Below are 21,885 nucleotides of genomic sequence, written 5' to 3'. Positions count from 1 at the left end.
ATCGGCAAAGGCGGCCTGACCCTGAAACACATAGGCGAAAGCACGGCGATACGTATCGATTCGGAAAGTTTTCTTCACACCCGCCGGGACAGAGATATCCAGATATTGCGGGTCAGCAGCTATCCCGTCTACGGGTCCAGTCTTACCCCAGAAATCACCTACGATCACCCGCACTGTCGTGCCATCGTCATCGGTGATTTCGGGGATATCCTTGCTTTGGACGTCCTGATAGCGCGGGGCGGTCATCTTCTGGTCCGAAGGCAGGTTGCCCCACAACTGGAAGCCGTGCATCTGGCCTGAGATGTTGCCGCTTGGCATTTCCTGATGCAGGATACCGGATCCGGCGGTCATCCATTGCACATCACCGGCGCCAAGCGTGCCGGTGTTGCCCAGCGAATCCGAATGTTCGACCGTGCCGGTCAGGACGTAAGTGATCGTTTCGATCCCCCGGTGCGGGTGCCAGGGAAAACCGGCCTGATAATCCTGCGGGCGTTCATTTCTGAAATCATCAAACAGCAGAAAGGGATCCAGTTCGGACGGGTCCTGAAACCCGAATGCGCGGTGAAGTTTCACACCAGCCCCTTCCATTGTGGGGATGGCTTTGCGTGTTTCCAACGTCGGTCTAAGGGACATGTTTGCCTCCGTTTCATCCGGGCAGCATGTAATCTCTGCGCCACAGCAGTCAATTTGCACAAAATAACCGGACCTGTGCGAAATTGTTTTGCAGCCAAACCCCTGTTGTTTCCGGCGCAAAATGGCTAGATCGAAGTGGATCAGACAGGAGACATCCATGCAGGACGACGTGTTGGCAACGATTCAGGCCTCATCCCCCAGACGATGGACCGGGGTAGGGATGCTGACAACGGTTGGAATGCTGGTTACCTATGTCGCGCTGGCATCGCCGCCCGAACCGGTTTGGCAGGTGTTTCTGTTTGTCGTTGGCGGTGCATCGCTTTGGCTGGCGCTTCGGGTATGGCGCGCCACAGAAGACTGTATCGAACTGACCCGGACCGAGTTGCGAACGGGATCGGGTCAGGTCATCGCGGAAGTGGCCGATATTGAAACGGTGGATCGGGGTGTATTCGCGTTCAAACCGTCAAACGGCTTTCTGGTCCGTACGCGAAACAAAGCGGCGAACCGCTGGGCTCCGGGATTGTGGTGGCGGGTGGGTCACCGGGTTGGCGTGGGCGGCATGACATCTGCCGCCGAAGCCAAGTTCATGTCCGAAATTCTATCCGCTATTTGTGCAGACGAACGGGGTCCTGGATAAGTTACACGCAACTTCGTTAGTAAAGCGGGGACGGGTGAAGATGAAGTTCTCAAAGGTGATACCTGTCGCAAAGTCCCAACCCGGTCTAAACGTGGGGATGTACTCATTCGACGTTTCGACCAGAATGACCGTATCCTGATTGGGCATCGGCGGCAGGCGATCTTCGATTTCATCGATGCTGTTGTCGTCCCACTCATTGTCAAAGCCGCGAACGGTCGACCAGCGCACATAGTGGCGTTTATCGTCCTCATCGTAAACGATCAGCGAGACACGCATTTTCACGTCTGACCGGTTATTGATCATCTTGCCCGCCAAATCGTGCAGCGAGTCGATATACACATCTGTTACGGCCTGCGTTTCACGCGAAATCAGGTCGCTGATTGTATAAGCTGCCTTCAGATTGGACGCGCTTTGACGAAACCCCTCGAATGCTGTGAACGTGAACGTAATCGTCCATAACATCAGTGGAAAAATCATGAGGGCTTCTACGGTCAGAATGCCACTTTCGTCTTTCTTGAAGACTTTGACGCGATTTCTCAGATTTTGGAGTACAGACATGATCTTACAGTGGCTCCTGTACGAATGCCGTTGTTGCGGTCACCGCGTAGTGGCCGGTAGCGTCCGGGACAAGCTTGGCAATGGCAGAGGTCTCAAGAACCGGATCTATGCGCAGGCAGGCACGTAGGATCATCAACTCATTGGACTGGCCGCTCTTGAAATCCAGAACCGGCTTGGGATCTTCAGAACTGTCCGTGCAGGGGATGTCGTCCGAAAGCAAGATACCAGCGAACGCGTCCTGCTTGACCATTTGCAGTCGCAAATTCCCTGTACAATCCTTGATTCCGGACACTTCGCAAATCCGATCCCTGATCACGTCGTGATTCCAGTCCGTACCTGTACCCAGCCGAATATCCCTTACGATCAGGTCAACCCCACGCTCCAAAGCAGCATGCCGCATTGTGATGATGGACAGTTCGGCTCCTGCCACGAGAAGCGCCAGGAAGAAGGGTACGAGCATGATGAACTCGATTGTCGCATTCCCTGCCTCGGATTGTCGAAACAGGCGTAGCATCGACAGCTTTTTGCTGATCATTGGGTTAGCCTCAGCTTGCGGATCGACGATGCGATGGATTCAAAGGCTTTCTCAAGGTTCAGGCCACTTACGTCATAGACGTGGCTGTCAGAGCTGGCACAGTCTTTGAGGGTCCTGTATCCGCTTCTGGGCGCTTCGAATGCGATACCGTAAACGATGATACCCTGATCTTTGGCCGCATCACAAATGTGCTTGGTGCGCTGGTTCTTGGCCGACGTTTCGACTTTCGCGTAGGCCTTGGAATACCATTCTGCCCAACCGCTGGACTGCCAGTAATAGTTGTACCGTGCGTTCCATGCCAAAGATACTCGGTTAAACAGTTCAGGATATGTCAACCGAACGGCTGTTCCGGGTTCTTCGTTCAGCTCTGTCTCAGGTTCCGGGTTTCCGTAGGGATGATCCGCCCAAACGTCTTGCTGAGGCCAGAAAAAATTCGGACGACCCTCAGAGTGGTACACGGTGTACTCATCAGCTTCCGGGTTGTACCAGACGTCTGACATACCTTCGCGCAGCGATGGGTTAAGCATGTATTGATCGGTGTTCTGACCATCGGTCATAACAATGGCGATCTTCAGAACGTCGGTGCCATAGTCTGAAGGACGGACCGAGAATTTTGATGGTACAATTGTTGTACCTACAAAGGACGGATCCTGTTCCAGTGACAGGTCGCGAACAATTCCGCGCATACTCGGGTCCAGCAGGGCAGTGCCCCACTTCATCCCAATATCAATCGACGTGTTCCCACCGGGGGTGAGGGACGCAATCTGGGCAAGCAGTTTGTTCATATTGTCGGTGACAGGGGTGATTGCACTCCCTGCGCGGACCGGACAAACGGGCAGGTCGATTGACCCTTCAGAATAGGTGAAAGGATCGAAATGGGCGGTGCGCTCCAACGTGTCATCCCGTTCCAGATCAGAATCGCTGTACTGCTCTGGAATGAAGTTTACGCAGTGCGAATAACTGTGTTCCTGCGTGACATTCGTGAACTTGCCCAGGATTGATGCACCAGCGTTGACCTGCGTTGCATAAGGAACAATCGAGATTGAAATCTGTGTTTCGTCAGGTTTGTCTAGCATGAGCCTCACAAATTCCGACGCAGCTTCTCTCAATACCGCGATTTTTGTCTTTGATGGCGTGGCGGACGATTGAGACATGGAGCCGGAGATGTCGAGAACCAACGAGATTTCGACAGCGCCAATGGATTCTTCAGCCGCGCTGGTCGCAACAAGGCCCAGTTCAGTGACTTTGCCGAACCTCAGATAGCGGGTCGGCACAACCGCTTCAGCTGTAGCAGTTACTTTTTTGGAGCCGAAACCTTCGACGACCGTCGTAATGGCATTCAGATTGCCCAGCCCGGCCTTGTCCATGTAAGAATCGACGACCGCCTTGGCGGGAAGGTCCTGGTCGAGGTCTGCGGCGGCAAGCACAGCGCGGTCCAGTGTGGATTGCAGGCTAGCGCGGTCACGCTCATACTTCATGACATCCATGGCCATGCCGGTAATCGCCAGCATCAGGACCACCATAAACAATACGAAAATGGTGAAGACGCCATCTTCGTTCCGAGCGAACTGCACTAACTTGAACGTTTTGCGCTTCGGTTTCGAGCCGTCGTTACAAAGCAAGGAATTAAGCATTCTGGTTACTCCGCTTCACACGTCGAATTCGTGCGTCAAAGAAAAAGAGATTTGGGACAAAGTTAATTTTCAAACGTGGCGTGAATTGGGCGAAAAAGGCTTGGTTTTGGCCTTTTTACGCGCCCGAGGGGTATAATTCGGACCGTTTCAGGTGATCTGTCGATGAAATGAAAACAATTCGTTAGGGAGTTGGCCGATCTGAGCGACTCACCCTAGGGCAACTAAGCATGCGTTCATAAAATGATTAAAAAAAGTGCATTGTTTGATTGCAGCATGCCGCCAGTGGTGCGACAAAACGTCGTGACGTATCGTCATGTACCGCTACGGAGGATTTTATGACCGGCATCAAAGAACCCAGCTTTCGTGAAAGTGTTGACCTGATGTTCAACAGGGCAACCGCCCTTATGGAGCTGCCGCCGGGGTTGGAGCAAAAGATCCGTGTCTGCAACGCAACCTACACAGTTCGATTTGGTGTTCGGTTGCGTGGTGAAATTCATACCTTCACCGGCTACAGATCTGTCCACTCGGAACATATGGAGCCGGTCAAGGGCGGTATTCGATATGCCACCGCAGTGAATCAGGACGAAGTCGAAGCCCTGGCTGCGCTGATGACGTATAAGTGCGCGCTTGTTGAAACGCCGTTTGGTGGCTCCAAGGGGGGGCTTTGCATTGATCCACGAGAATATGAAGAGCATGAGCTGGAACAGATCACGCGGCGATTTGCGTATGAGCTTGCAAAGCGAGACCTGATAAACCCATCGCAAAACGTGCCTGCGCCCGATATGGGCACCGGCGAACGTGAGATGGCCTGGATCGCCGACCAATACGCGCGGATGAACACAACGGATATCAACGCGCGCGCCTGTGTCACCGGCAAGCCCTTGAATGCGGGCGGCATTGCCGGGCGGGTCGAGGCGACCGGACGTGGCATCCAATATGCGCTGCGCGAGTTTTTCCGCCACCCTGAAGACATTCAAAAAGCAGGTTTGTCGGGCAAACTGGATGGTAAGCGCATTATCGTGCAGGGGCTTGGCAATGTAGGTTATCACGCAGCCAAGTTCCTGAGCGAAGAAGACGGCGCGCTCATCACCGGAATCATCGAATGGGATGGTGCACTATTTAATCCCGACGGCATTGACGTCGAAGCCGTGCGGCAGTGGATTGTCAAACACGGCGGCGTAAAAGACTATCCCGATGCGACCCATTCCGCTGAAAGTGCAGCAGTGATGGAGGCCGAATGCGACATTCTGATCCCGGCGGCTTTGGAGGGTGTTATTAACCTGTCGAACGCCGATCGGATCAAGGCGCCGCTGATTATCGAAGCTGCCAATGGTCCGGTTACCGCTGGCGCGGATGAAGTCCTGCGCAAGAAAGGCACAGTGATCATCCCCGACATGTATGCAAATGCGGGCGGTGTGACGGTGTCTTATTTTGAATGGGTCAAGAACCTTAGCCATATCCGCTTTGGCCGGATGCAGCGTCGACAGGAAGAATCGCGTCATGAACTGATCGTCAGCGAGCTGGAAAGGCTGGACCGGTACCTGGGCGATGCATGGTCTATGTCGCCGGACTTTAAGGCCAAGTACCTCAAAGGCGCGGATGAGCTTGAGCTGGTGCGCTCGGGTCTCGATGACACAATGCGCATTGCTTATCAGTCGATGCGTGAGGTTTGGCACAGCCGTGATGATGTCGAGGACCTGCGTACGGCGGCTTATATCGTGGCGATTGACCGCGTCGCAAAAAGCTACCGCGCCAAAGGTCTCTAATGTGATTTCGGGTGGCCGTGTTCGGCCACCCGCTTGTCCGCATTCCCCGGTGATGTGGAAAAAACGATTGTGGAAGGTCTCGGCTCGCGTCGTTAAACTGACGCTCAGAAACGATTCAGGGAGCTCCCTATGTTACGTATCGCTATCACCGCAGCTTTGCTGGCTACGCCTTTGGCGGCAGCGGAAACCAAAGAACAAAGTTGTGGATATCAGGCAGATGTTGTCAGGGCGATCCAGAAAGCACGGCTGGATCGCGTAAAAGAAGAGGATGTTGCGAGCGCAATCGCTTCTACGAGCCCGACTTGGCCAGCGGGTTACAACGCTGCGATCCCACATTTGACTTCCTGGGTATTCCAACAAAAGAAACGAGATCTGCGAAAAAATGATCTCAGTGAGATCATGTACCAACAATGCGTGGACAACTGGGATCAAGTTCAGGCAATAAAAAACAACCTCAACAATTGATATGTCATTGCCCCCCGGATTTCTGGACGAAATGCGCACGCGGCTCAGCCTGTCTCAGGTTGTCGGGCGCAAAGTCATGTGGGACCAACGCAAGTCCAATCCGGGCAAAGGGGATATGTGGGCGCCTTGCCCGTTCCATCATGAAAAGACGGCCTCGTTCCACGTGGATGACCAAAAGGGGTTTTACTACTGCTTTGGCTGCCACGCTAAAGGCGACGCGATCAGTTTTGTGAAAGAGACCGAGAATGTCTCGTTCATCGAAGCTGTCGAGATTCTGGCCCGCGAAGCCGGGATGCCGATGCCTGCGCGCGATCCGAAGGCGCAGGAAAAACAGGACCACCGAACACAGCTGGCTGATGTGATGGAGCAGGCAGCGCAGTTCTTCCGCCTGCAACTCAAGACCGGGGCAGGAGCCGCCGCACGAGACTACCTCGCGCGCCGCGGGTTGAACGCGCAAGCACTGGACCGGTGGGAGATTGGATTTGCCCCGGACGATTGGCAGGCGCTTTGGGACCATCTGCGCGGCAAGAACGTGGCCGAGGACCTGATCCTTGGGGCCGGGCTGGCCAAGCCCTCGAACAAGGGCAAAAAGCCTTATGACACCTTCCGCAACCGCATCATGTACCCGATCCGCGACCCGCGCGGGCGTTGTATCGCGTTTGGCGGGCGGGCGATGGACCCCAATGACAACGCGAAATACCTGAACTCGCCCGAGACCGAGCTGTTCGACAAAGGACGCAGTCTTTACAATCAAGGCCCGGCACGTCAGGCGGCGGGGAAGGGTCAGCCGCTGATCGTGGCCGAAGGCTATATGGACGTGATCGCGCTGGTCGAAGCCGGCTTTGGCGCGTCGGTTGCCCCTTTGGGAACGGCCATCACCGAACATCAATTGCAACTGCTGTGGCGGATATCGGACGAGCCGATCATTGCGCTGGACGGCGACACAGCAGGTCTGCGCGCGGCGATGCGGGCGGTTGATCTGGCTTTGCCGCTGCTCGAAGCTGGAAAGTCGCTGCGGTTTGCCCTGATGCCCGAGGGCAAAGACCCCGACGACCTGCTGCGCGTCGATGGGGCAGGCGCCGTGAAGGCCGTGCTGGATGGAGCCATTCCGATGGTCAAGCTGCTGTGGCAGCGCGAGACCGACGGCAAGGTGTTCGACAGCCCCGAACGCAAGGCGGCTTTGGACAAGTCCCTGCGCGAGAAAATCAAGCTTATCCGCGACCCATCGATCCGGGCGCATTATGGGCAAGAGATCAAGGATCTGCGCTGGCAATTGTTCCGTCCGCAACGGCAGCCGCAATCCCGGCAATGGCAACCGCGCGGCAAATGGGTGCCGCCAAAACAGCCCGCCACGCCCGGCGCGCGGTCCTCGTTTTTGGCCTCGTCCGAGAATGCCGAGATTCAACTGCGCGAAGCGGCCATTCTGGCTATTGCCGCGCTTAACCCCCAAGTCGTCGTGCAGTTCGAACACCAAATGGAAGAAATGGAATGCCGTGATCCCGATCATGCTGCATTGCGAACTGCAATCCTGCGCCACGCGATCGATGACCCGGACAATCTGAAGGACCACATTACCGAAACTTTAGGGCCCTCGGCCCTTGAAAACCTGCTGGCCCTTCGCCATGTCGCCGTAATCCCCTGTGTGTTCAAACCAGGCGACGTCGAAAAGGCCGAGATGACACTGGCCGAAGAACTCGCGAAAATCAAAGCGCTCCGGGGGTTAGATGCTGAGATTGCCGAAGCCGCAGAGGAGTTGTCCGATCTGGCCGATGAGGCGCTGACATATCGGCTGGCGCAAGCGGCAGAAGAACGCAATCGGACAAGCCGAAGCCAGAATGAGGACAAGGCCATATTCGACATCGCCGACAACGGGGCGCGAATCAACCGCGACGAGAAAGACGCGTTCGAGGCGATTATGTCCGGCATCAAATTCGAGCGGAAACGCCGGTAAAATGGTGTTTTCGTAAGGCACTGGAAAAGAAAAACAGGTAAACGGGTGGCCGAATCACTTCTACGCGCTAATGATTCGGATCAAACGAATCACCCATCCCTGCAGGAGCATTGAATGGCCGCCAAAGACACGACCGAAGATAGCAAATCCGACGAGCAGGAACAGGAAATCTCGCTGGACATGAGCCAGGCCAACGTCAAGAAGATGATCGCCGAGGCCCGCGAGAAAGGTTACATCACCTACGATCAGCTCAATCAGGTTTTGCCGCCTGATCAGGTCAGCTCGGAACAGATCGAAGACGTTATGTCGATGCTGTCCGAGATGGGCATCAACATCATCGAAGATGAAGAGGCCGAAGAGGAAGAGAACAAAGGCTCGACCGATCTGACAACCACCGAAAGCAACCGCGAGGTTGCGTTGGCAGGGGCCGCCACCGAAAAGCTGGACCGCACCGACGACCCTGTTCGCATGTATCTGCGCGAGATGGGTTCGGTTGAACTGCTAAGCCGTGAGGGCGAGATTGCCATCGCCAAGCGGATTGAAGCAGGGCGCAACACCATGATCGCAGGCCTGTGCGAAAGCCCGTTGACCTTCCAGGCGATCACCATCTGGCACGATGAATTGTTGTCCGAAGACATTCTGCTGCGGGATGTCATCGATCTGGAAACCACGTTCGGCAACCAGCTGGACGAAGACGGCGATGCGCCAGTCGTTGATGCGTCTGCCGTGCAGGCTGCAAAACCTGCAAGAGAGGCCGGGCCGGAACTGGATGCGGATGGCAACCCGATCACCAGCGACGACGATGATGACGAAGACGATCAGGTCAATATGTCGCTGGCCGCGATGGAAGCGGCATTGAAGGATCAGGTTCTGACCACTCTGGAACGGATCTCTACCGATTTCGCGATGCTGTCTGAAATGCAGGACAGCCGTATTTCGGCCACCCTGAACGAGGATGGCACGTTCAGCGAAGAGGACGAGGCGACTTATCAGAAGTTGCGGGCCGAGATTGTGCAACTGGTGAATGGTCTTCACCTGCACAACAACCGGATCGAAGCTTTGATCGATCAGCTTTACGGTATCAACCGTCGCGTTATGGCGCTGGACAGCTCGATGGTGAAGCTGGCCGATCAGGCGCGGATCAACCGTCGCGAGTTCATCGACGAATACCGCGGCCGCGAACTTGACCCGAACTGGCTGGCCGAGATGGCGGAAAAGCCGGGTCGGGGTTGGCAGATGTTCATCGAACGCTCGACCGCGAAGGTCGAAGAGCTGCGCAACGACATGGCTCAGGTCGGCCAGTATGTGGGTCTGGACATCAGCGAATTCCGCCGCATCGTTCAGCAGGTCCAGAAGGGCGAAAAAGAGGCGCGGCAGGCCAAGAAGGAAATGGTCGAAGCCAACCTGCGTCTGGTGATCTCGATCGCCAAGAAGTACACGAACCGCGGCCTGCAATTCCTTGATCTTATTCAGGAAGGTAATATCGGCCTGATGAAGGCGGTAGACAAGTTCGAATACCGCCGCGGCTATAAATTCTCGACCTATGCAACGTGGTGGATTCGTCAGGCTATCACGCGTTCGATCGCGGATCAGGCGCGCACGATCCGTATTCCGGTTCACATGATCGAAACGATCAACAAGCTGGTCCGGACCGGCCGCCAGATGCTGCACGAGATCGGCCGCGAACCGACACCCGAGGAACTGGCCGAAAAGCTGCAAATGCCGCTTGAGAAGGTTCGCAAGGTGATGAAAATCGCCAAAGAGCCGATTTCGCTGGAAACGCCGATTGGTGACGAAGAAGACAGCCAGCTGGGTGATTTCATCGAGGACAAGAATGCCGTGCTTCCTCTGGACAGCGCCATTCAGGAAAACCTCAAGGAAACCACCACACGGGTTTTGGCATCGCTCACCCCGCGCGAAGAACGTGTGCTGCGGATGCGTTTCGGCATCGGTATGAACACCGACCACACGCTTGAAGAGGTGGGTCAGCAGTTCAGCGTGACCCGCGAACGTATTCGCCAGATCGAAGCGAAGGCGCTGCGGAAGCTGAAGCATCCCAGCCGATCCCGAAAGCTTCGGTCCTTCCTGGATCAATAATTTCCAAGGCGCCTCACCCGAGGCGCCTTTTTTCAATCAAGGCGCTCTTCACGATGGCCTGTTCTCCCATCACATTGGCGGGAACGCACAAGGCCCGGACCTCCTGTCCTTCTATATCCGTTCTGTCCACTCATGGGACGGGCCGGGGCGAGGTTTTTCAAGCTGATGACCCCCGGTCTCACGTCCGTATCGGGTGTGCCAATCGTGTCTTGAACGCGCTGGGCGGCTGGCCTGTCCAACGTTTGAAAGCGGTCGAAAATGCGGCCTGATCCGCATAGCCCAGCGAATAGGCGATTTCGGACAAGGGCATTTCATTCTTGATAAAGGTCTGCGCCAGGTCGCACCGCAGTTCGTCGACAACATCGCGATAGCTGGTGCCTTCATCCCTGAGGCGCCTGCTGAAGGTTCTAAGGCTCATCCCCAGATCAGCCGCGACGCTTTCGGCCTGCGGGATTGCGCCGGGCAGGGAACGGGTAACCAGCCCTTCGACCTTGGAGCGGGTCAGATGTTTGGGGGCGCCTCTCTCAGAAAGCAGGCGATCTGCATATCCCAGCAAGTGCTCTCTGAGTTGGGGGTCATATGTCGGCACAGACAGGTCCAACGCGGAAAGTGGCAGGATAATCTCGAGGTTCTCAGCCCCAAAGGTCACTGGAAAACCGGCAAGCTTCTCAAATCTTCGGGCGTGGTCGCCGACCCTGTGCTGAAACCGAATTTCTATCGGATAGAGATTGACTTGCGTCAGGTTCCGCATTCTGGCCAGGGCAGCAAATATCAGGAATTCGGTGCGTCTGTGATACCGCGCAAATCCGGGGTCTTTCCACTCGGCTTCCAAGGTCGCAAAGTTACCCGCGACGCGCAGGTTAAGCGCGATGGCAGGGTCGATGATGCCGTGAAAGCGCGAGAGGTTCTCCATCACCTGTTTCAGATCGCGGGAATACTTGCTGATATAGGCGGTCACGGTCGAGGCTGACGTAACCTCAAGACCCGTGCGAGCCGCAAACGTGACGTCGTGGGTGGCGTCACATGCATAACGGATAAACAAAGCCTCGCTTTGTACGCTGTAGGTTGAGACCGGCGGCGCGATATCCTGAGGGCGCAGCCCTGCCATCTTCAGGACATTACAGGACATATCGCCATTTCCGGAATAGCGGTCCAGTGCCTGAACAAACAGATGAAGTCGGCCGATATCGACATCCATCGCGAAGCAGTACCTCAAATTTTCAAATACATAAGCGGACTATTACAGAATTCTCTTTCATGATCGACGGTGCTGACAAGTCGATTTCACACAGAAACAAGCCATCGGTGGCAAATTCTCGAAATTTATTGACCGGTATGGACAAGCGTCGCCATGTGCAACGAACCAATTCAGCAATGTTGCCGGGTCCAGACCTTTATGGGGATGAGGTCAGAGCCTCGGGGAAATCACCAGCCTCTGGTCAAGGCTCCCCGGCACGCCCCCATACCTTTCGTACATGTCGCATTGCTTCGCTCAGGTGGTTTTGTCAGGCTGGCTTTAAGTCAAAAATACCGGTGAAAAACCTTGCAAGATGTTTTTGAGAATACAGGGGTTTATGACCAAAACCTGATTGTGTTTGACGGCGAATGCGTGCTGTGTTCGGGGTTTTTCCAGTTTATGCTGAAACGTGACCGGCGCCATGTTTTCCAATTTGCCACGGCGCAGTCCCCGCTTGGGCAAAAACTGTACCGAGATCTCGGCCTTCCCACACAGGATTTTCAAACCAATCTGGTGGTCGTGGATGGCGCTGTTTTTCAGCATCTGGATGCATTTTCTGAGGCGATGCGACAGTTGCGCGCTCCGTGGTCGCTGTTATCAATATGCCGGTTTCTGCCTCGGCCCATCAAGGATCCGGCCTATCGCTTGATCGCACGAAACAGATACGCGTTCTTTGGGCGTTCCAAGACATGTCTGGTTCCCTGTCCCGATATCAGGGCTCGTTTTGCCGAAAACGGGTACTAGCGATGGGAGATCCCTTTCTTAAGGCGATAGGATCGACCGAAAGGTTGCCAAGGGCGGTTCGAGTTCTGCACACGAGCGAGGGCTACTTTACGGGGCGCTGCGACATCGAACGTGGCAAAGGGCTATGGGTTGCCCTTGCAACACGTCTGGCCGGATTTCCGCGAAGCGGCAAAGACGTCCCCGTTTCTCTGCACATTGGTGCAAATGGCGAATTCTGGTCATGGGACCGGAATTTCGCGGGCCACAAAACCCGATCAACTCTGAAATATGATACGAAAAGAGAGTGTGTTCGGGAATCTTTCGGCTCGATCTCAATCTGGTTAAAGCCCATTTGGCGGGAAAACGGAATGGATATCAAAATCCTCCGCCTGACCGTGTTTGGTATTCCGATGCCAGCTTTTACCTTGCCGCGATCAAGAACGCGCGAATGGCAGGACAAAACGGGGCGCTTTCGGTTTGATGTGTCTGCTGGCGCGCCGGGACTGGGAATGTTGATCAGGTATCAGGGATGGCTCACGCCGGTTCACGTATCGCACGAGACAGATTAAACAGAACGTGAGCGACCCTGTGCCGACGAAGCTAATGGCCTAACCTTTTTGACACACACAATCAGGGAAGTAATGACAATGAAACATACACGGACATTTGCCGCGATTGCCGCCCTGGCGTTCAGCATTCCCATGGCTGCTGACGCAGCGCCGCACGGGTACCGGACCGAGCCGATAAACGCCACTGACTTCGAGGTTATTCCGCGCGGCGACCAGCGTACCGAAGGATACTGGTGCGCGGCAGCGGATTATGCACGGCGTACTTTGGGCGCGGGCTGGCGCGATCCGATCTACGTGTTGCGCGGGTATGGGCCAAGCGTCACCACAGGGCGTAAAACAGCGGTTCAGTTTTCGATCAAGCCGCCACAGAATGTCGGTGCGCAGCCAAGCAGCTTTGTTTCGGTTGGTTTTCAGCCGGGGTACAGCATGTCTGTACAAGGCGCGAATGCCAGGTGTAACTATCGACCGTTCTTTAACGACTGACAAAACGGCGAGACACCGTGAATGCAGACTGAATTTGTAATACAGACCCAAGGTTCAGGTCTTTACGAGTTCACGGCCGAATTGACGCATTGGCTGGGGCAGGTGGCGACGGATGGCTTACTGACGCTTTTCGTTCGCCACACCTCCTGTTCGTTGCTTATTCAGGAAAACGCGGATCCCGAAGTTCAAACCGACCTTCGGGCGTTCTTCGAAAGGCTGGTGCCGCCATCCAATCACCCGTCAATGTCGTATCTAAGGCATACTTATGAAGGCCCCGATGACATGCCCGCGCATATAAAAGCTGCGCTGTTGCCTGTATCCTTGTCGATACCTGTGTCGCAGGGTCGCCCATGCCTTGGAACATGGCAGGGGATATATCTGTTTGAACACCGCACGGCACCACACCAGAGACGGATTGCAGCGCACCTGGCCTGACCCTTTATCTAGCGGTTGAAATTTCCGACTACCCAAATCCTAGTTGCTGCCCTATAGTTGTGGATAAGTAAGTCGCAGCGCTTACAAAAAGAGGCGGAACAAGGGACGAGGAGACGGCGGATGCGCTGCCCGTTTTGCGGAAATATCGATACTCAGGTAAAAGATTCACGTCCGGCAGAGGATCACGTGGCAATCCGCCGACGCCGGTTCTGCCCGGCCTGTGGCGGGCGGTTCACGACCTATGAACGTGTGCAACTGCGTGATTTGGTTGTCATAAAGACCAATGGGAAGCGCGAGGATTTCGATCGCGATAAACTGGAACGTTCGATCCGTATCTCGATGCAGAAACGGCCAGTTGATCCCGAGCGGATCGATCAGATGATATCGGGTATCGTACGTCGGCTGGAAAGCATGGGCGATACGGATATCCCGTCCCACAAGATCGGCGAGATCGTCATGGAAGCTCTGGCGCGGATCGATACCGTCGCTTATGTTCGCTTTGCGAGTGTGTACAAGAATTTCCAGGCGGCCGATGATTTTGAGGAGTTTGTCCACGAACTGCGCCCGCCGCAGCCACCGACGGACGAGTGAGCGAAACAGATAAGCGATTCATGGCGCTGGCCCTGTCACTGGGGCGGCGCGGCCAGGGGATGTGCTGGCCAAACCCTGCAGTGGGTTGTGTTATCGTGCGCAAAGGCCGGATTGTCGGGCGCGGTTGGACCCAGCCGGGCGGTCGCCCCCATGCCGAGACCGAGGCTTTGGCGCAAGCCGGGCAGGCCGCGGACGGTGCGACCGCCTATGTAACTTTGGAACCCTGCGCCCATCACGGCAAGACACCCCCCTGTGCCGAGGCTTTGATTGCTGCGGGTGTCGCCCGTGTCGTGGCCGCCGTGGAAGACAGTGATCCGCGCGTCGCAGGGCAGGGCTTTGCCAAGTTGCGCGAGGCCGGAATTAAGGTCGTAACCGGTGTCCTCGCAGAGCAGGCGGAACGTGATCTGGAAGGCTTCTTCCTGAAGACGGAACAAGGCCGACCTTTCGTGACCCTCAAGCTAGCCAGCAGTTTTGATGGGCGGATCGCAACCTCGACCGGACACAGCCAATGGATCACCGGGCCACAGGCGCGTCGTGTCGTCCATGCCATGCGTGCGCGTCACGATGCGGTGATGGTCGGAGCGGGTACCGCGCGGGCCGACGATCCGTCACTGACGGTTCGGGATCTTGGCGTTGAACATCAACCGGTGCGCGTTGTCGTTTCGCGCCATATGGACATATCCCTGATGGGACATTTGGCCCGCACAGCATCAAAGACACCTGTCTGGCTCTGCCATGCGCATCACCCGGACGCCGAGCGCGCGAAAGCCTGGGAAGGACTGGGCGCAAGGCTGATCCCATGCGCGTTGAAAGATCATCAGATTGACGCGGTCGATCTGCTCCATCAGTTGGGGCAAGCCGGTCTGACCAGCGTCTTCTGCGAAGGGGGGGCGGCGGTGGCGGCGTCACTGCTGGCAGAGGATCTGGTGGATGAACTGGTCGGATTTACTGCCGGATTGACCATCGGTGCCGAGGGGCTGGCGGCAGTTGGAACATTGGGGTTAACGACGCTGGACGCGGCGCCAAGATTCGAGCTGATGGAAACCAATAGGGTGGGTGGGGATATCCTGCACCGTTGGCGCAGGGCGTCTGACTAGGTTTAGCGCCACAAGTGCGCATGTGTCGCAAACACGCCCTGAAGTTTTGACAGAACACGATTGAAGGGACCGGTCGGGGCACAAGTGCCCTGCGCCAGACGTTCAACGGCAACCTCGACGGGGCAGGGTTGCCCCGTGACCGGGTCGAAATAGCGAGGGTAATCAATCAGGGTGGCATGGACGAGGCCCATCAACGTCGGTCGCGCACCACGCCGGGCAGGAACAGCCCCCAGATCCGTGGTCAGCCCCCAACCCGCATAAAAGGGCGCGCCCAGAGTTGTAACCTTCACGCCGCGCAGCAAAGCTTCGAACCCCAGAAGCGACGTCATGGTCCATACTTCCTGCACGTGCAGCAACAATGATGCGGGGTCTGTTTGGGTTGCGACGATGTCGGCAATTGCCTCGGCATCGATCCTGCCTTCGCGCAAACCCGCTTCGACATCGGGGTGGGGTTTGTAAATCAGGATCGCGTCGGGATTGGCGTCCCGCGCAGCTTTCAGCAGGTCCAGATTGTTGCGAACCGCGCTGGTACCCAACAGGATCGAGGCATCGTCCTCGACCTGTCCGGGCACAAGAATACGATGGCCTTCGGGCAGGGGGCTGGTGGGATTGCCGGTATTGTATTTGCTCAAGCCTGCGGCCAAGAGGTTCTCGATAAGACGCTCTGCGCGCAGGTCCTGATCCGGCCTCAACGTTTCACGCGAAGTGATCAACTCTTCCAACTGGCTGGGTTTTGTCGGGTCGTAATAGATACCGAATTCGTCCGTCACCAGCGACAGTGGCGGGACCAGTGCCGCCCCAAGCCCGCGTGAACGCAGGAACCCGTCTTCGACCCGAACCGCCCCTTCGGTGTTCCTTGCCTGGCTGGCCCAGACCATGTGGGGGCGGTCCGGTGTGCCGGGTTGAGTTGCCGTGAAGCTCAGCTTTCCATGTTGCCCGAAAAACTGTTGCAAATGCCTGCGTTTCCACAAGCGCATCCCGGATGCCGTCCAGCCGTTTTTGTCCTGTCGCCAGGCGCGGGTCTGTGCCTCTAACGTGTCCAGTACCGTTTCCAGCTCGCACAGCTGATCGCGATAGGGATCGTACCAAGTCGGGTAAAGCAGCATGGCGGCCGCGAACAATTGTGCCCGTGTTAGGCTGCGCTGACGACGCGGAACGGGGCGGTCATCCTGCGTCAGGCCCCATCCTGCATAGAAAGGTTGGCCGAAAACACGCGGTTTGTGGCCAGCCAGAATTGCCTCAAACCCCAGTTGCGAGGACACGGTATAGACAGCGACAGCCCCTTCAAGCAACGGCCATGGGCTGATCGGGTCGCTGAACTGCGATATCCGGTCTGACAGGTCCTGATTGGTAAAATGCCCCTGACGGTGACCAGCCAGTGTTTCAGGATGCGTCTTGATCAGGATACGCGCGCCGGGGTTTTCCTCCTGCGCCAAGACAAGCATTTCAAGAAACCGGGCGCGGTCCGCTCCGCTTGCTGTTACCGACGCATCGCCAACCGTCTGATCAATCACCAAAACATAACCCGGATCGGGTGGGTCAAGATCGAGATCGAAGGCGGAATACTTGCTGAGGTTAAGCTCCCTGATCCGCGTGATCGCGGCGCGGGCCCGGTTCAGCAGGGCCGTGTCATCCAGCGGGTGCGTGGCCAGCAATGTTTCAAGCTCAGACGGCGTGGCGGCATCGAAATGCAGGCCGGAACGATCCAGCAACAGCCCCAAAGGGGGCTCGCCATTCCGGCCCGGGTGCAGAGATCTGAGAAAGGCGTCCTCGACCCGCAGAACCGGGGCAGCGTGTTTTTCGGCGATCTTAAGGCCGCGATGTGCTGTCGGGCTGTTACCCCAGACGCCTACGCAATCGCCGTCTTTGGGATATCCCAGACGAATGTCGTAACCCGAAAGCGACAGGATTCGTCTCAGACGTTTCTGGGTCAGAAAGCCGCCGTTATAGACGAACAGCCGATTTTGCCCGCTCCCGGCTGACGTGTCGGGATCGGGCCTCATGCATCAATTGCCAGTTAGGGTGGCAACGTTTGCAACGGGTGTCAGACCGCCTGCGATAAGTGAGATCGATTTGCTCCATTGTGCATAGGGCGCTTCGGTCACGTAGATCGTATCATCGTCCCGGATCACGAAATCGCGTGCAATGAACAGGCCGTTGGGGGCTGTCAGGTTCAGCAGGTAGATCATGCGCTGATCCCCTTTGAGGTCGGCGCGTCCGGTGATACTGCGGGCGACATCCTGACGTTCCTTGCGCAGGATAAAGATACCCGTTGGATCTGAGGACAGCGTCAGCAGACCACCGACCTGTGCCAAGGCTTCCAGTGCCGACAGGTCCTGGCTTTCAAATGCCACGCGCGACTGGCCCCCGGTTGCGCCAAGGGCGATATACGATCTGCTGTCCTCTTCCACCAGAATGCGGTCGCCACCGCGCAGGGCGACGTCCAGCTTGGGGTTGCGAAACAGGTCCTCGTACCAGACGGTACCCTTCTGATCGCCCCGGATCAGGGTCACCAGCGCGATGTCAGACGCGACCGAGACTCCGCCTGCCTGGGACAACATACCAAGCAGCGACCGGGTTGGCCGTTCAATCGGATAAATGCCCGGCGCGGCAACCGTGCCCGTCAGCGAGACGGTGGACCCGTCACCAGCGACGCGCCGCACTTCGACCTGCGGGTCCGGCGTTTGCTCCTGAAGCTTGTCTGTGATCAGAACGCGCAGCTGTTCCGGCGTGTTTCCCGCAGCCCGAATCCGGCCTGCATAGGGAACAAAGATAAATCCGTCGCTGTCGACCTGAACCTCATTCAACGCGGTTGCAAGACCGGTTTCGCCGGACAGAAGGCCATCGTCGACGTTTTCCCAGATGGTCAGCCCCAGCACGTCGCCAGGGCGGACGGTATCCGCGGTCAATGTCTGGGCACTGCTAAAGGAGGAAGAAAAACCATACTGAGGAATAGCGGATGTCGCGCGTGTGACGTTGTCATCAACTTCAACGACAAATGCGTTGCCCCCTTTTTGAACTGAACCGGCCAGAATTTCGGATTTGTTCGGTCCGGATTTTGGCAGCTGGCACGCGGCCAGCAGGCCAATTGCAGCCACAAAGGACACGCCCCGAATCCATCGCCTAGGAGAGACTTTCACCGCCCGATATCCTCAGTCTTTTGTAGTTGCGTGCAGATTAGCTGGTAAGTTGCTTAACTTCCAGTCACACACCACCCGTTTCATTCGACGACTTTCAACTGTGTCGTTCGCGCCTCGTTCGTATTCAGAACCGATTGGTAGGGATCGTTGGTGTCCAAAAGCATATCCACGGCGCGGCGCAGCAGCTGACGGCGCCCTCGTCTTGAATAGAACCCGCCGGGTACCTGACTGGTTTCCAGAAGAAATTGCCGATAACAGCGATAGGCTTCGGAATCGGGGCGGCAAGGATCGGCAAAAAACGCCGCGATCGGCTGCTGCGAGACGAAATCGGGTTTGTCATAAACCGAACGCCCGAAAATGCGCAATGGAATGCCCCGCCACAGGACCTGCTGTCCGGCGGTGGAATTCACGGTGACGGCCGAATTCGCCTCATCCAGCAATCTGGCCAGCTTGCCGCCCGGCACATAATGAACCCGGTCGTCGATGCCGTGTTTTCTGGCAATCTCACGGGCCCGGCGTCGCAACGGTTCGCGATGGTTTTCCAGGGGGTGTTCCTTTACCACCAGCCTGTGATGGGTCGGCGCGCCTTGCGCAAATCCTTCGATTACCAGCTCAAGAAATTCACACATGCCCGAAAAGCTGGAATGAGCTTTCACCGAGCTGTCATGCCCAAGCTGCAACAGAACGAGGTGGTAGGGGTATCCGCCCCATCTGACCCGCGCCGTCGCCACACTTCGCTGAAGACGATGAAAAGGCATCAAAAACAGGCGCTTGAGGTACAATCTGAATTCTTGCGAGACAGGTAATTCCCTGTGCGGTTGAAAGTTTCGGTAGCGGCTGTTCAGAGTCATCACGAACCAATGATAAAGGGCGCCATAGAAGATATGATGCCGCATGTCTCCCCAATGCGACGGGGGCGGCGGCGCCTTTCGGTCGGACAGGGCCATGGCCTGACGCATCTGCTGAACGTCCAGCGTCATCAGCCGGGAATTTCCATTTGACCCGTCCCGCTCATAGGTCACCCACCAGGGGCGCAGATACCCCTCCTCGAATACATGTACGGTAACTCCGCAAGACCGTGCGATTTCGACCGCACGCGCATGTATGGGTCTGGTGTCGCCATATAGTACAATGTCCGTAACAGCTTTTTCAGCGATTAAAGAGGACAGTGTTGCGGGCCAGTTTTCCGGTTTGTCCTGAAACGGGATGTAACTTGCTTTGTCAAACCAGAACGCCTGATCGCCTGCATTGAATCCAACTCGCCAGACCCGAGCCCCCGTCGCGCGCAACATACGCCCCAAGGCCGGGAAAAAAGGTCCGTGCGGGCCCTGAAGGAACAGGAAGACCCGATCATGAGACCTTAAAGGCGGGTGCTGCATCCGAACTGCTCGTATTGTTGTTGTTGCCAAAACTATGCCCGTTTGGTCGGTGTACGGCAAGGCAGGGCTTGCCCGCGCGGCCCGTTGGCCTTACCTCGACGGTGATAGTCAGGCACAGGTTAGAAACTGAGGGTTAACGGAATGTTTACAGGGATCGTCACCGACATGGGCACCGTCGCCGAGCTGGAGCAGCAGGGTGACCTGCGCGCGCGGATCAAGACCGCCTATGACACTGCGGGCATCGATATCGGGGCCTCGATTGCCAGTGACGGTGTGTGTCTGACCGTGATCGCGCTGGGCGACGATTGGTATGATGTCCAGATCAGCGCGGAAACCGTCTCGAAAACCAATCTCGACACATGGACTGTCGGCAAGCGTGTCAATCTGGAACGTGCCCTGAAGGTTGGTGACGAACTGGGCGGTCATATCGTCTCGGGCCATGTGGATGGCGTAGCCGAGGTGATCGCGATCAAGGAAGACGGCGACAGCACCCGCGTCACCCTGCGCGCACCAAAGGATCTTGCACGGTTCATTGCGCCCAAAGGGTCGGTGGCACTGAATGGCACATCCCTGACGGTCAATGACGTGACAGATTGCGATTTCGGCATCAACTTCATCCCACACACCAAAGAGGTCACCACCTGGGGTGACGTGCAGGTCGGTGACCGGGTCAATCTTGAGATCGATACGCTGGCCCGTTATGTGTCGCGTCTGGCCGAGATGTCCTGATACGATACGTCGCGTCGGAGCAGACCTGCGCCGTTTGTGGACTGGTCTTTGTGCCCTCAGTGGTCTATTCCGCCGTTCAAACATGCCATGCGAAAGGCTGCCCAATGAGCTTTGAGACACCCGGCCCGGTCGAGGCCCGGCTGCGCGACGCGATCAGCCCGATCGAAGACATTATTGAAGAGGCGCGTGCGGGCCGGATGTATATCCTGGTCGACCACGAAGATCGCGAAAACGAGGGCGATCTGGTGATTGCTGCCGAGTTCGCTGATGCCGGGGCCATTAACTTTATGGCCACCCATGGCCGTGGCCTTATCTGTCTGCCGATGACAGCAGAACGTGTAGAAGCGCTTGGGTTGCCGATGATGGCGGTGAACAACTCGTCCCGGCACGAAACCGCATTCACCGTGTCCATCGAAGCGCGCGAAGGGGTCAGTACCGGGATCTCTGCCGCCGACCGTGCGCTGACCGTGGCAACTGCAATCAACGAGCAGAACACGATGGCCCATATCGCAACGCCTGGCCACGTCTTCCCCTTGCGCGCCAAGCGGGGTGGGGTGTTGGTGCGTGCCGGTCATACCGAGGCTGCCGTTGATATCTCGCGTCTGGCCGGTCTGAACCCCTCGGGCGTGATCTGCGAGATCATGAAACCCGACGGCACCATGGCGCGTCTGCCCGATCTGGTTGAGTTTGCGCAAGAGCACAACATGAAGATCGGCACGATCAGTGACCTGATCGCCTACCGGTCGCGCAATGACAATCTGGTGGTCGAAACCTCGCGTCAGATGGTGACGTCAGAATATGGCGGCGAGTGGGAGATGCGGCTGTTCACCGATCAGACCCACGGCATCGAACATGTGGTCATGATCAAGGGCGACATCACCACACCCGAACCGGTGTTGACCCGCACCCATGCTCTGCACGAGGCCCCCGATATTCTGGGTCTTGGTCCGAAATCCTCGCGCGAACTGCCGCGCGCCATGGAAAAGATTGCTGAAGAAGGACGGGGCGTGGTCTGCCTGTTCCGTCAACCGCGCAACTCGCTATACGCCACGGGTGACGAGGGGCCGCGCACCATCAAACAAACCGGTCTGGGGGCGCAGATCCTGTCCAAGATGGGAATTCAGGAACTGGTCCTGCTGACCGACTCGCCGCAAACCGTATATCTGGGGCTTGACGCGTTTGGCCTGTCCATCGTCGGCACCCGTTCGATTCTGAAGGAAGACTGA

At 56.8% G+C, this 21,885-nt stretch carries 21 protein-coding genes; 13 read left to right on the top strand and 8 right to left on the bottom strand.

Annotated features, from left to right (window positions below; genetic code table 11):
• The coding region (locus AC2FLZ_RS00910) for a pirin family protein (protein WP_496881611.1) at window positions 1-633 on the bottom strand (633 nt) is incomplete at its 3' end.
• Between the two features lie 157 nt (window positions 634-790).
• Here AC2FLZ_RS00910 and AC2FLZ_RS00905 point away from each other — a divergent pair.
• Window positions 791-1,270, top strand: a complete 480-nt coding sequence (locus tag AC2FLZ_RS00905) for a hypothetical protein (protein WP_480476394.1) — start codon at window positions 791-793, stop codon at window positions 1,268-1,270.
• Here the strand turns inward: AC2FLZ_RS00905 and AC2FLZ_RS00900 are convergent.
• The 3 genes from AC2FLZ_RS00900 to AC2FLZ_RS00890 are packed head-to-tail and all read right to left on the bottom strand — an operon-like array spanning window position 1,232 to window position 3,937.
• Window positions 1,232-1,828 carry a TadE/TadG family type IV pilus assembly protein gene (locus AC2FLZ_RS00900; protein ID WP_480516528.1) on the bottom strand — a complete coding sequence of 199 codons (597 nt, stop codon included), beginning with the start codon at window positions 1,826-1,828 and terminating at the stop codon, window positions 1,232-1,234. The two genes, AC2FLZ_RS00905 and AC2FLZ_RS00900, sit on opposite strands and share 39 nt — an antisense overlap.
• Before the next feature lie 4 nt (window positions 1,829-1,832).
• Entirely contained in the window at window positions 1,833-2,363 is a 531-nt protein-coding gene (locus AC2FLZ_RS00895) for a TadE/TadG family type IV pilus assembly protein (protein ID WP_480604096.1), read from the bottom strand.
• A complete protein-coding gene (locus tag AC2FLZ_RS00890) occupies window positions 2,360-3,937 on the bottom strand; it encodes a Tad domain-containing protein (protein WP_496881610.1) in 1,578 nt (525 codons plus the stop codon). Before AC2FLZ_RS00890 ends, AC2FLZ_RS00895 begins: the two co-directional genes overlap by 4 nt.
• A gap of 395 nt (window positions 3,938-4,332) precedes the next feature.
• Between AC2FLZ_RS00890 and AC2FLZ_RS00885 the strand changes: the two genes are divergently transcribed.
• The 4 genes from AC2FLZ_RS00885 to rpoD all read left to right on the top strand — a co-directional run bounded on the left by AC2FLZ_RS00885 (window position 4,333) and on the right by rpoD (window position 10,276).
• Window positions 4,333-5,763, top strand: coding sequence for a Glu/Leu/Phe/Val family dehydrogenase (locus tag AC2FLZ_RS00885; RefSeq protein WP_496881609.1), 1,431 nt, complete (start codon window positions 4,333-4,335; stop codon window positions 5,761-5,763).
• A gap of 129 nt (window positions 5,764-5,892) precedes the next feature.
• Window positions 5,893-6,228, top strand: coding sequence for a hypothetical protein (locus AC2FLZ_RS00880; protein WP_480516534.1), 336 nt, complete (start codon window positions 5,893-5,895; stop codon window positions 6,226-6,228).
• Between the two features lies 1 nt (window position 6,229).
• Complete coding sequence (gene dnaG / locus AC2FLZ_RS00875; protein WP_496881608.1) at window positions 6,230-8,179, top strand: DNA primase; 1,950 nt, start codon at window positions 6,230-6,232, stop codon at window positions 8,177-8,179.
• Window positions 8,180-8,293: 114 nt separating this feature from the next.
• Window positions 8,294-10,276, top strand: a complete 1,983-nt coding sequence (rpoD, locus tag AC2FLZ_RS00870; RefSeq protein WP_480476408.1) for an RNA polymerase sigma factor RpoD — start codon at window positions 8,294-8,296, stop codon at window positions 10,274-10,276.
• A 178-nt stretch (window positions 10,277-10,454) separates the two neighbouring features.
• Here rpoD and AC2FLZ_RS00865 read toward each other — a convergent pair whose 3' ends face one another.
• A complete protein-coding gene (locus AC2FLZ_RS00865) occupies window positions 10,455-11,474 on the bottom strand; it encodes a helix-turn-helix domain-containing protein (RefSeq protein WP_496881607.1) in 1,020 nt (339 codons plus the stop codon).
• 393 nt (window positions 11,475-11,867) lie between these two features.
• Between AC2FLZ_RS00865 and AC2FLZ_RS00860 the strand changes: the two genes are divergently transcribed.
• The 6 genes from AC2FLZ_RS00860 (at window position 11,868) to ribD (ending at window position 15,411) form a co-directional block, all read left to right on the top strand.
• On the top strand, window positions 11,868-12,257 hold the full coding sequence (locus AC2FLZ_RS00860) for a thiol-disulfide oxidoreductase DCC family protein (protein WP_496822273.1): 390 nt from the start codon (window positions 11,868-11,870) through the stop codon (window positions 12,255-12,257).
• The gene (locus AC2FLZ_RS00855) at window positions 12,203-12,805 is read left to right on the top strand and encodes a DUF4166 domain-containing protein (protein ID WP_496808163.1); all 603 of its coding nucleotides are present in this window, start codon (window positions 12,203-12,205) and stop codon (window positions 12,803-12,805) included. The genes AC2FLZ_RS00860 and AC2FLZ_RS00855 overlap by 55 nt, the downstream gene beginning before the upstream one ends.
• A gap of 78 nt (window positions 12,806-12,883) precedes the next feature.
• Window positions 12,884-13,288 carry a hypothetical protein gene (locus AC2FLZ_RS00850; protein WP_480476416.1) on the top strand — a complete coding sequence of 135 codons (405 nt, stop codon included), beginning with the start codon at window positions 12,884-12,886 and terminating at the stop codon, window positions 13,286-13,288.
• Window positions 13,289-13,309: 21 nt separating this feature from the next.
• Window positions 13,310-13,723 carry a secondary thiamine-phosphate synthase enzyme YjbQ gene (locus tag AC2FLZ_RS00845; RefSeq protein WP_480476418.1) on the top strand — a complete coding sequence of 138 codons (414 nt, stop codon included), beginning with the start codon at window positions 13,310-13,312 and terminating at the stop codon, window positions 13,721-13,723.
• Window positions 13,724-13,843: 120 nt separating this feature from the next.
• Window positions 13,844-14,314 carry a transcriptional regulator NrdR gene (nrdR, locus tag AC2FLZ_RS00840; protein WP_267367325.1) on the top strand — a complete coding sequence of 157 codons (471 nt, stop codon included), beginning with the start codon at window positions 13,844-13,846 and terminating at the stop codon, window positions 14,312-14,314.
• Complete coding sequence (gene ribD / locus AC2FLZ_RS00835) at window positions 14,311-15,411, top strand: bifunctional diaminohydroxyphosphoribosylaminopyrimidine deaminase/5-amino-6-(5-phosphoribosylamino)uracil reductase RibD (RefSeq protein WP_496881606.1); 1,101 nt, start codon at window positions 14,311-14,313, stop codon at window positions 15,409-15,411. Before nrdR ends, ribD begins: the two co-directional genes overlap by 4 nt.
• 2 nt (window positions 15,412-15,413) lie before the next feature.
• Here ribD and AC2FLZ_RS00830 read toward each other — a convergent pair whose 3' ends face one another.
• The 3 genes from AC2FLZ_RS00830 to AC2FLZ_RS00820 all read right to left on the bottom strand — a co-directional run bounded on the left by AC2FLZ_RS00830 (window position 15,414) and on the right by AC2FLZ_RS00820 (window position 19,930).
• On the bottom strand, window positions 15,414-17,414 hold the full coding sequence (locus tag AC2FLZ_RS00830) for a capsule polysaccharide biogenesis protein (protein ID WP_496881605.1): 2,001 nt from the start codon (window positions 17,412-17,414) through the stop codon (window positions 15,414-15,416).
• Window positions 17,415-17,417: 3 nt separating this feature from the next.
• Window positions 17,418-18,551, bottom strand: coding sequence for a polysaccharide biosynthesis/export family protein (locus AC2FLZ_RS00825; RefSeq protein ID WP_480622381.1), 1,134 nt, complete (start codon window positions 18,549-18,551; stop codon window positions 17,418-17,420).
• 80 nt (window positions 18,552-18,631) lie between these two features.
• Window positions 18,632-19,930, bottom strand: a complete 1,299-nt coding sequence (locus tag AC2FLZ_RS00820; protein ID WP_480554637.1) for a capsule polysaccharide biogenesis protein — start codon at window positions 19,928-19,930, stop codon at window positions 18,632-18,634.
• A gap of 141 nt (window positions 19,931-20,071) precedes the next feature.
• Between AC2FLZ_RS00820 and AC2FLZ_RS00815 the strand changes: the two genes are divergently transcribed.
• Window positions 20,072-20,659 (top strand): riboflavin synthase, encoded by a 588-nt coding sequence (locus AC2FLZ_RS00815; protein ID WP_480476428.1) that lies wholly within the window; start codon window positions 20,072-20,074, stop codon window positions 20,657-20,659.
• A 104-nt stretch (window positions 20,660-20,763) separates the two neighbouring features.
• The gene (gene ribB / locus AC2FLZ_RS00810) at window positions 20,764-21,885 is read left to right on the top strand and encodes a 3,4-dihydroxy-2-butanone-4-phosphate synthase (protein ID WP_480476430.1); all 1,122 of its coding nucleotides are present in this window, start codon (window positions 20,764-20,766) and stop codon (window positions 21,883-21,885) included.

Source organism: Ruegeria sp. YKSF131 (genome assembly GCF_059612645.1).
This window is presented reverse-complemented; position numbering and strand designations above follow the sequence as displayed.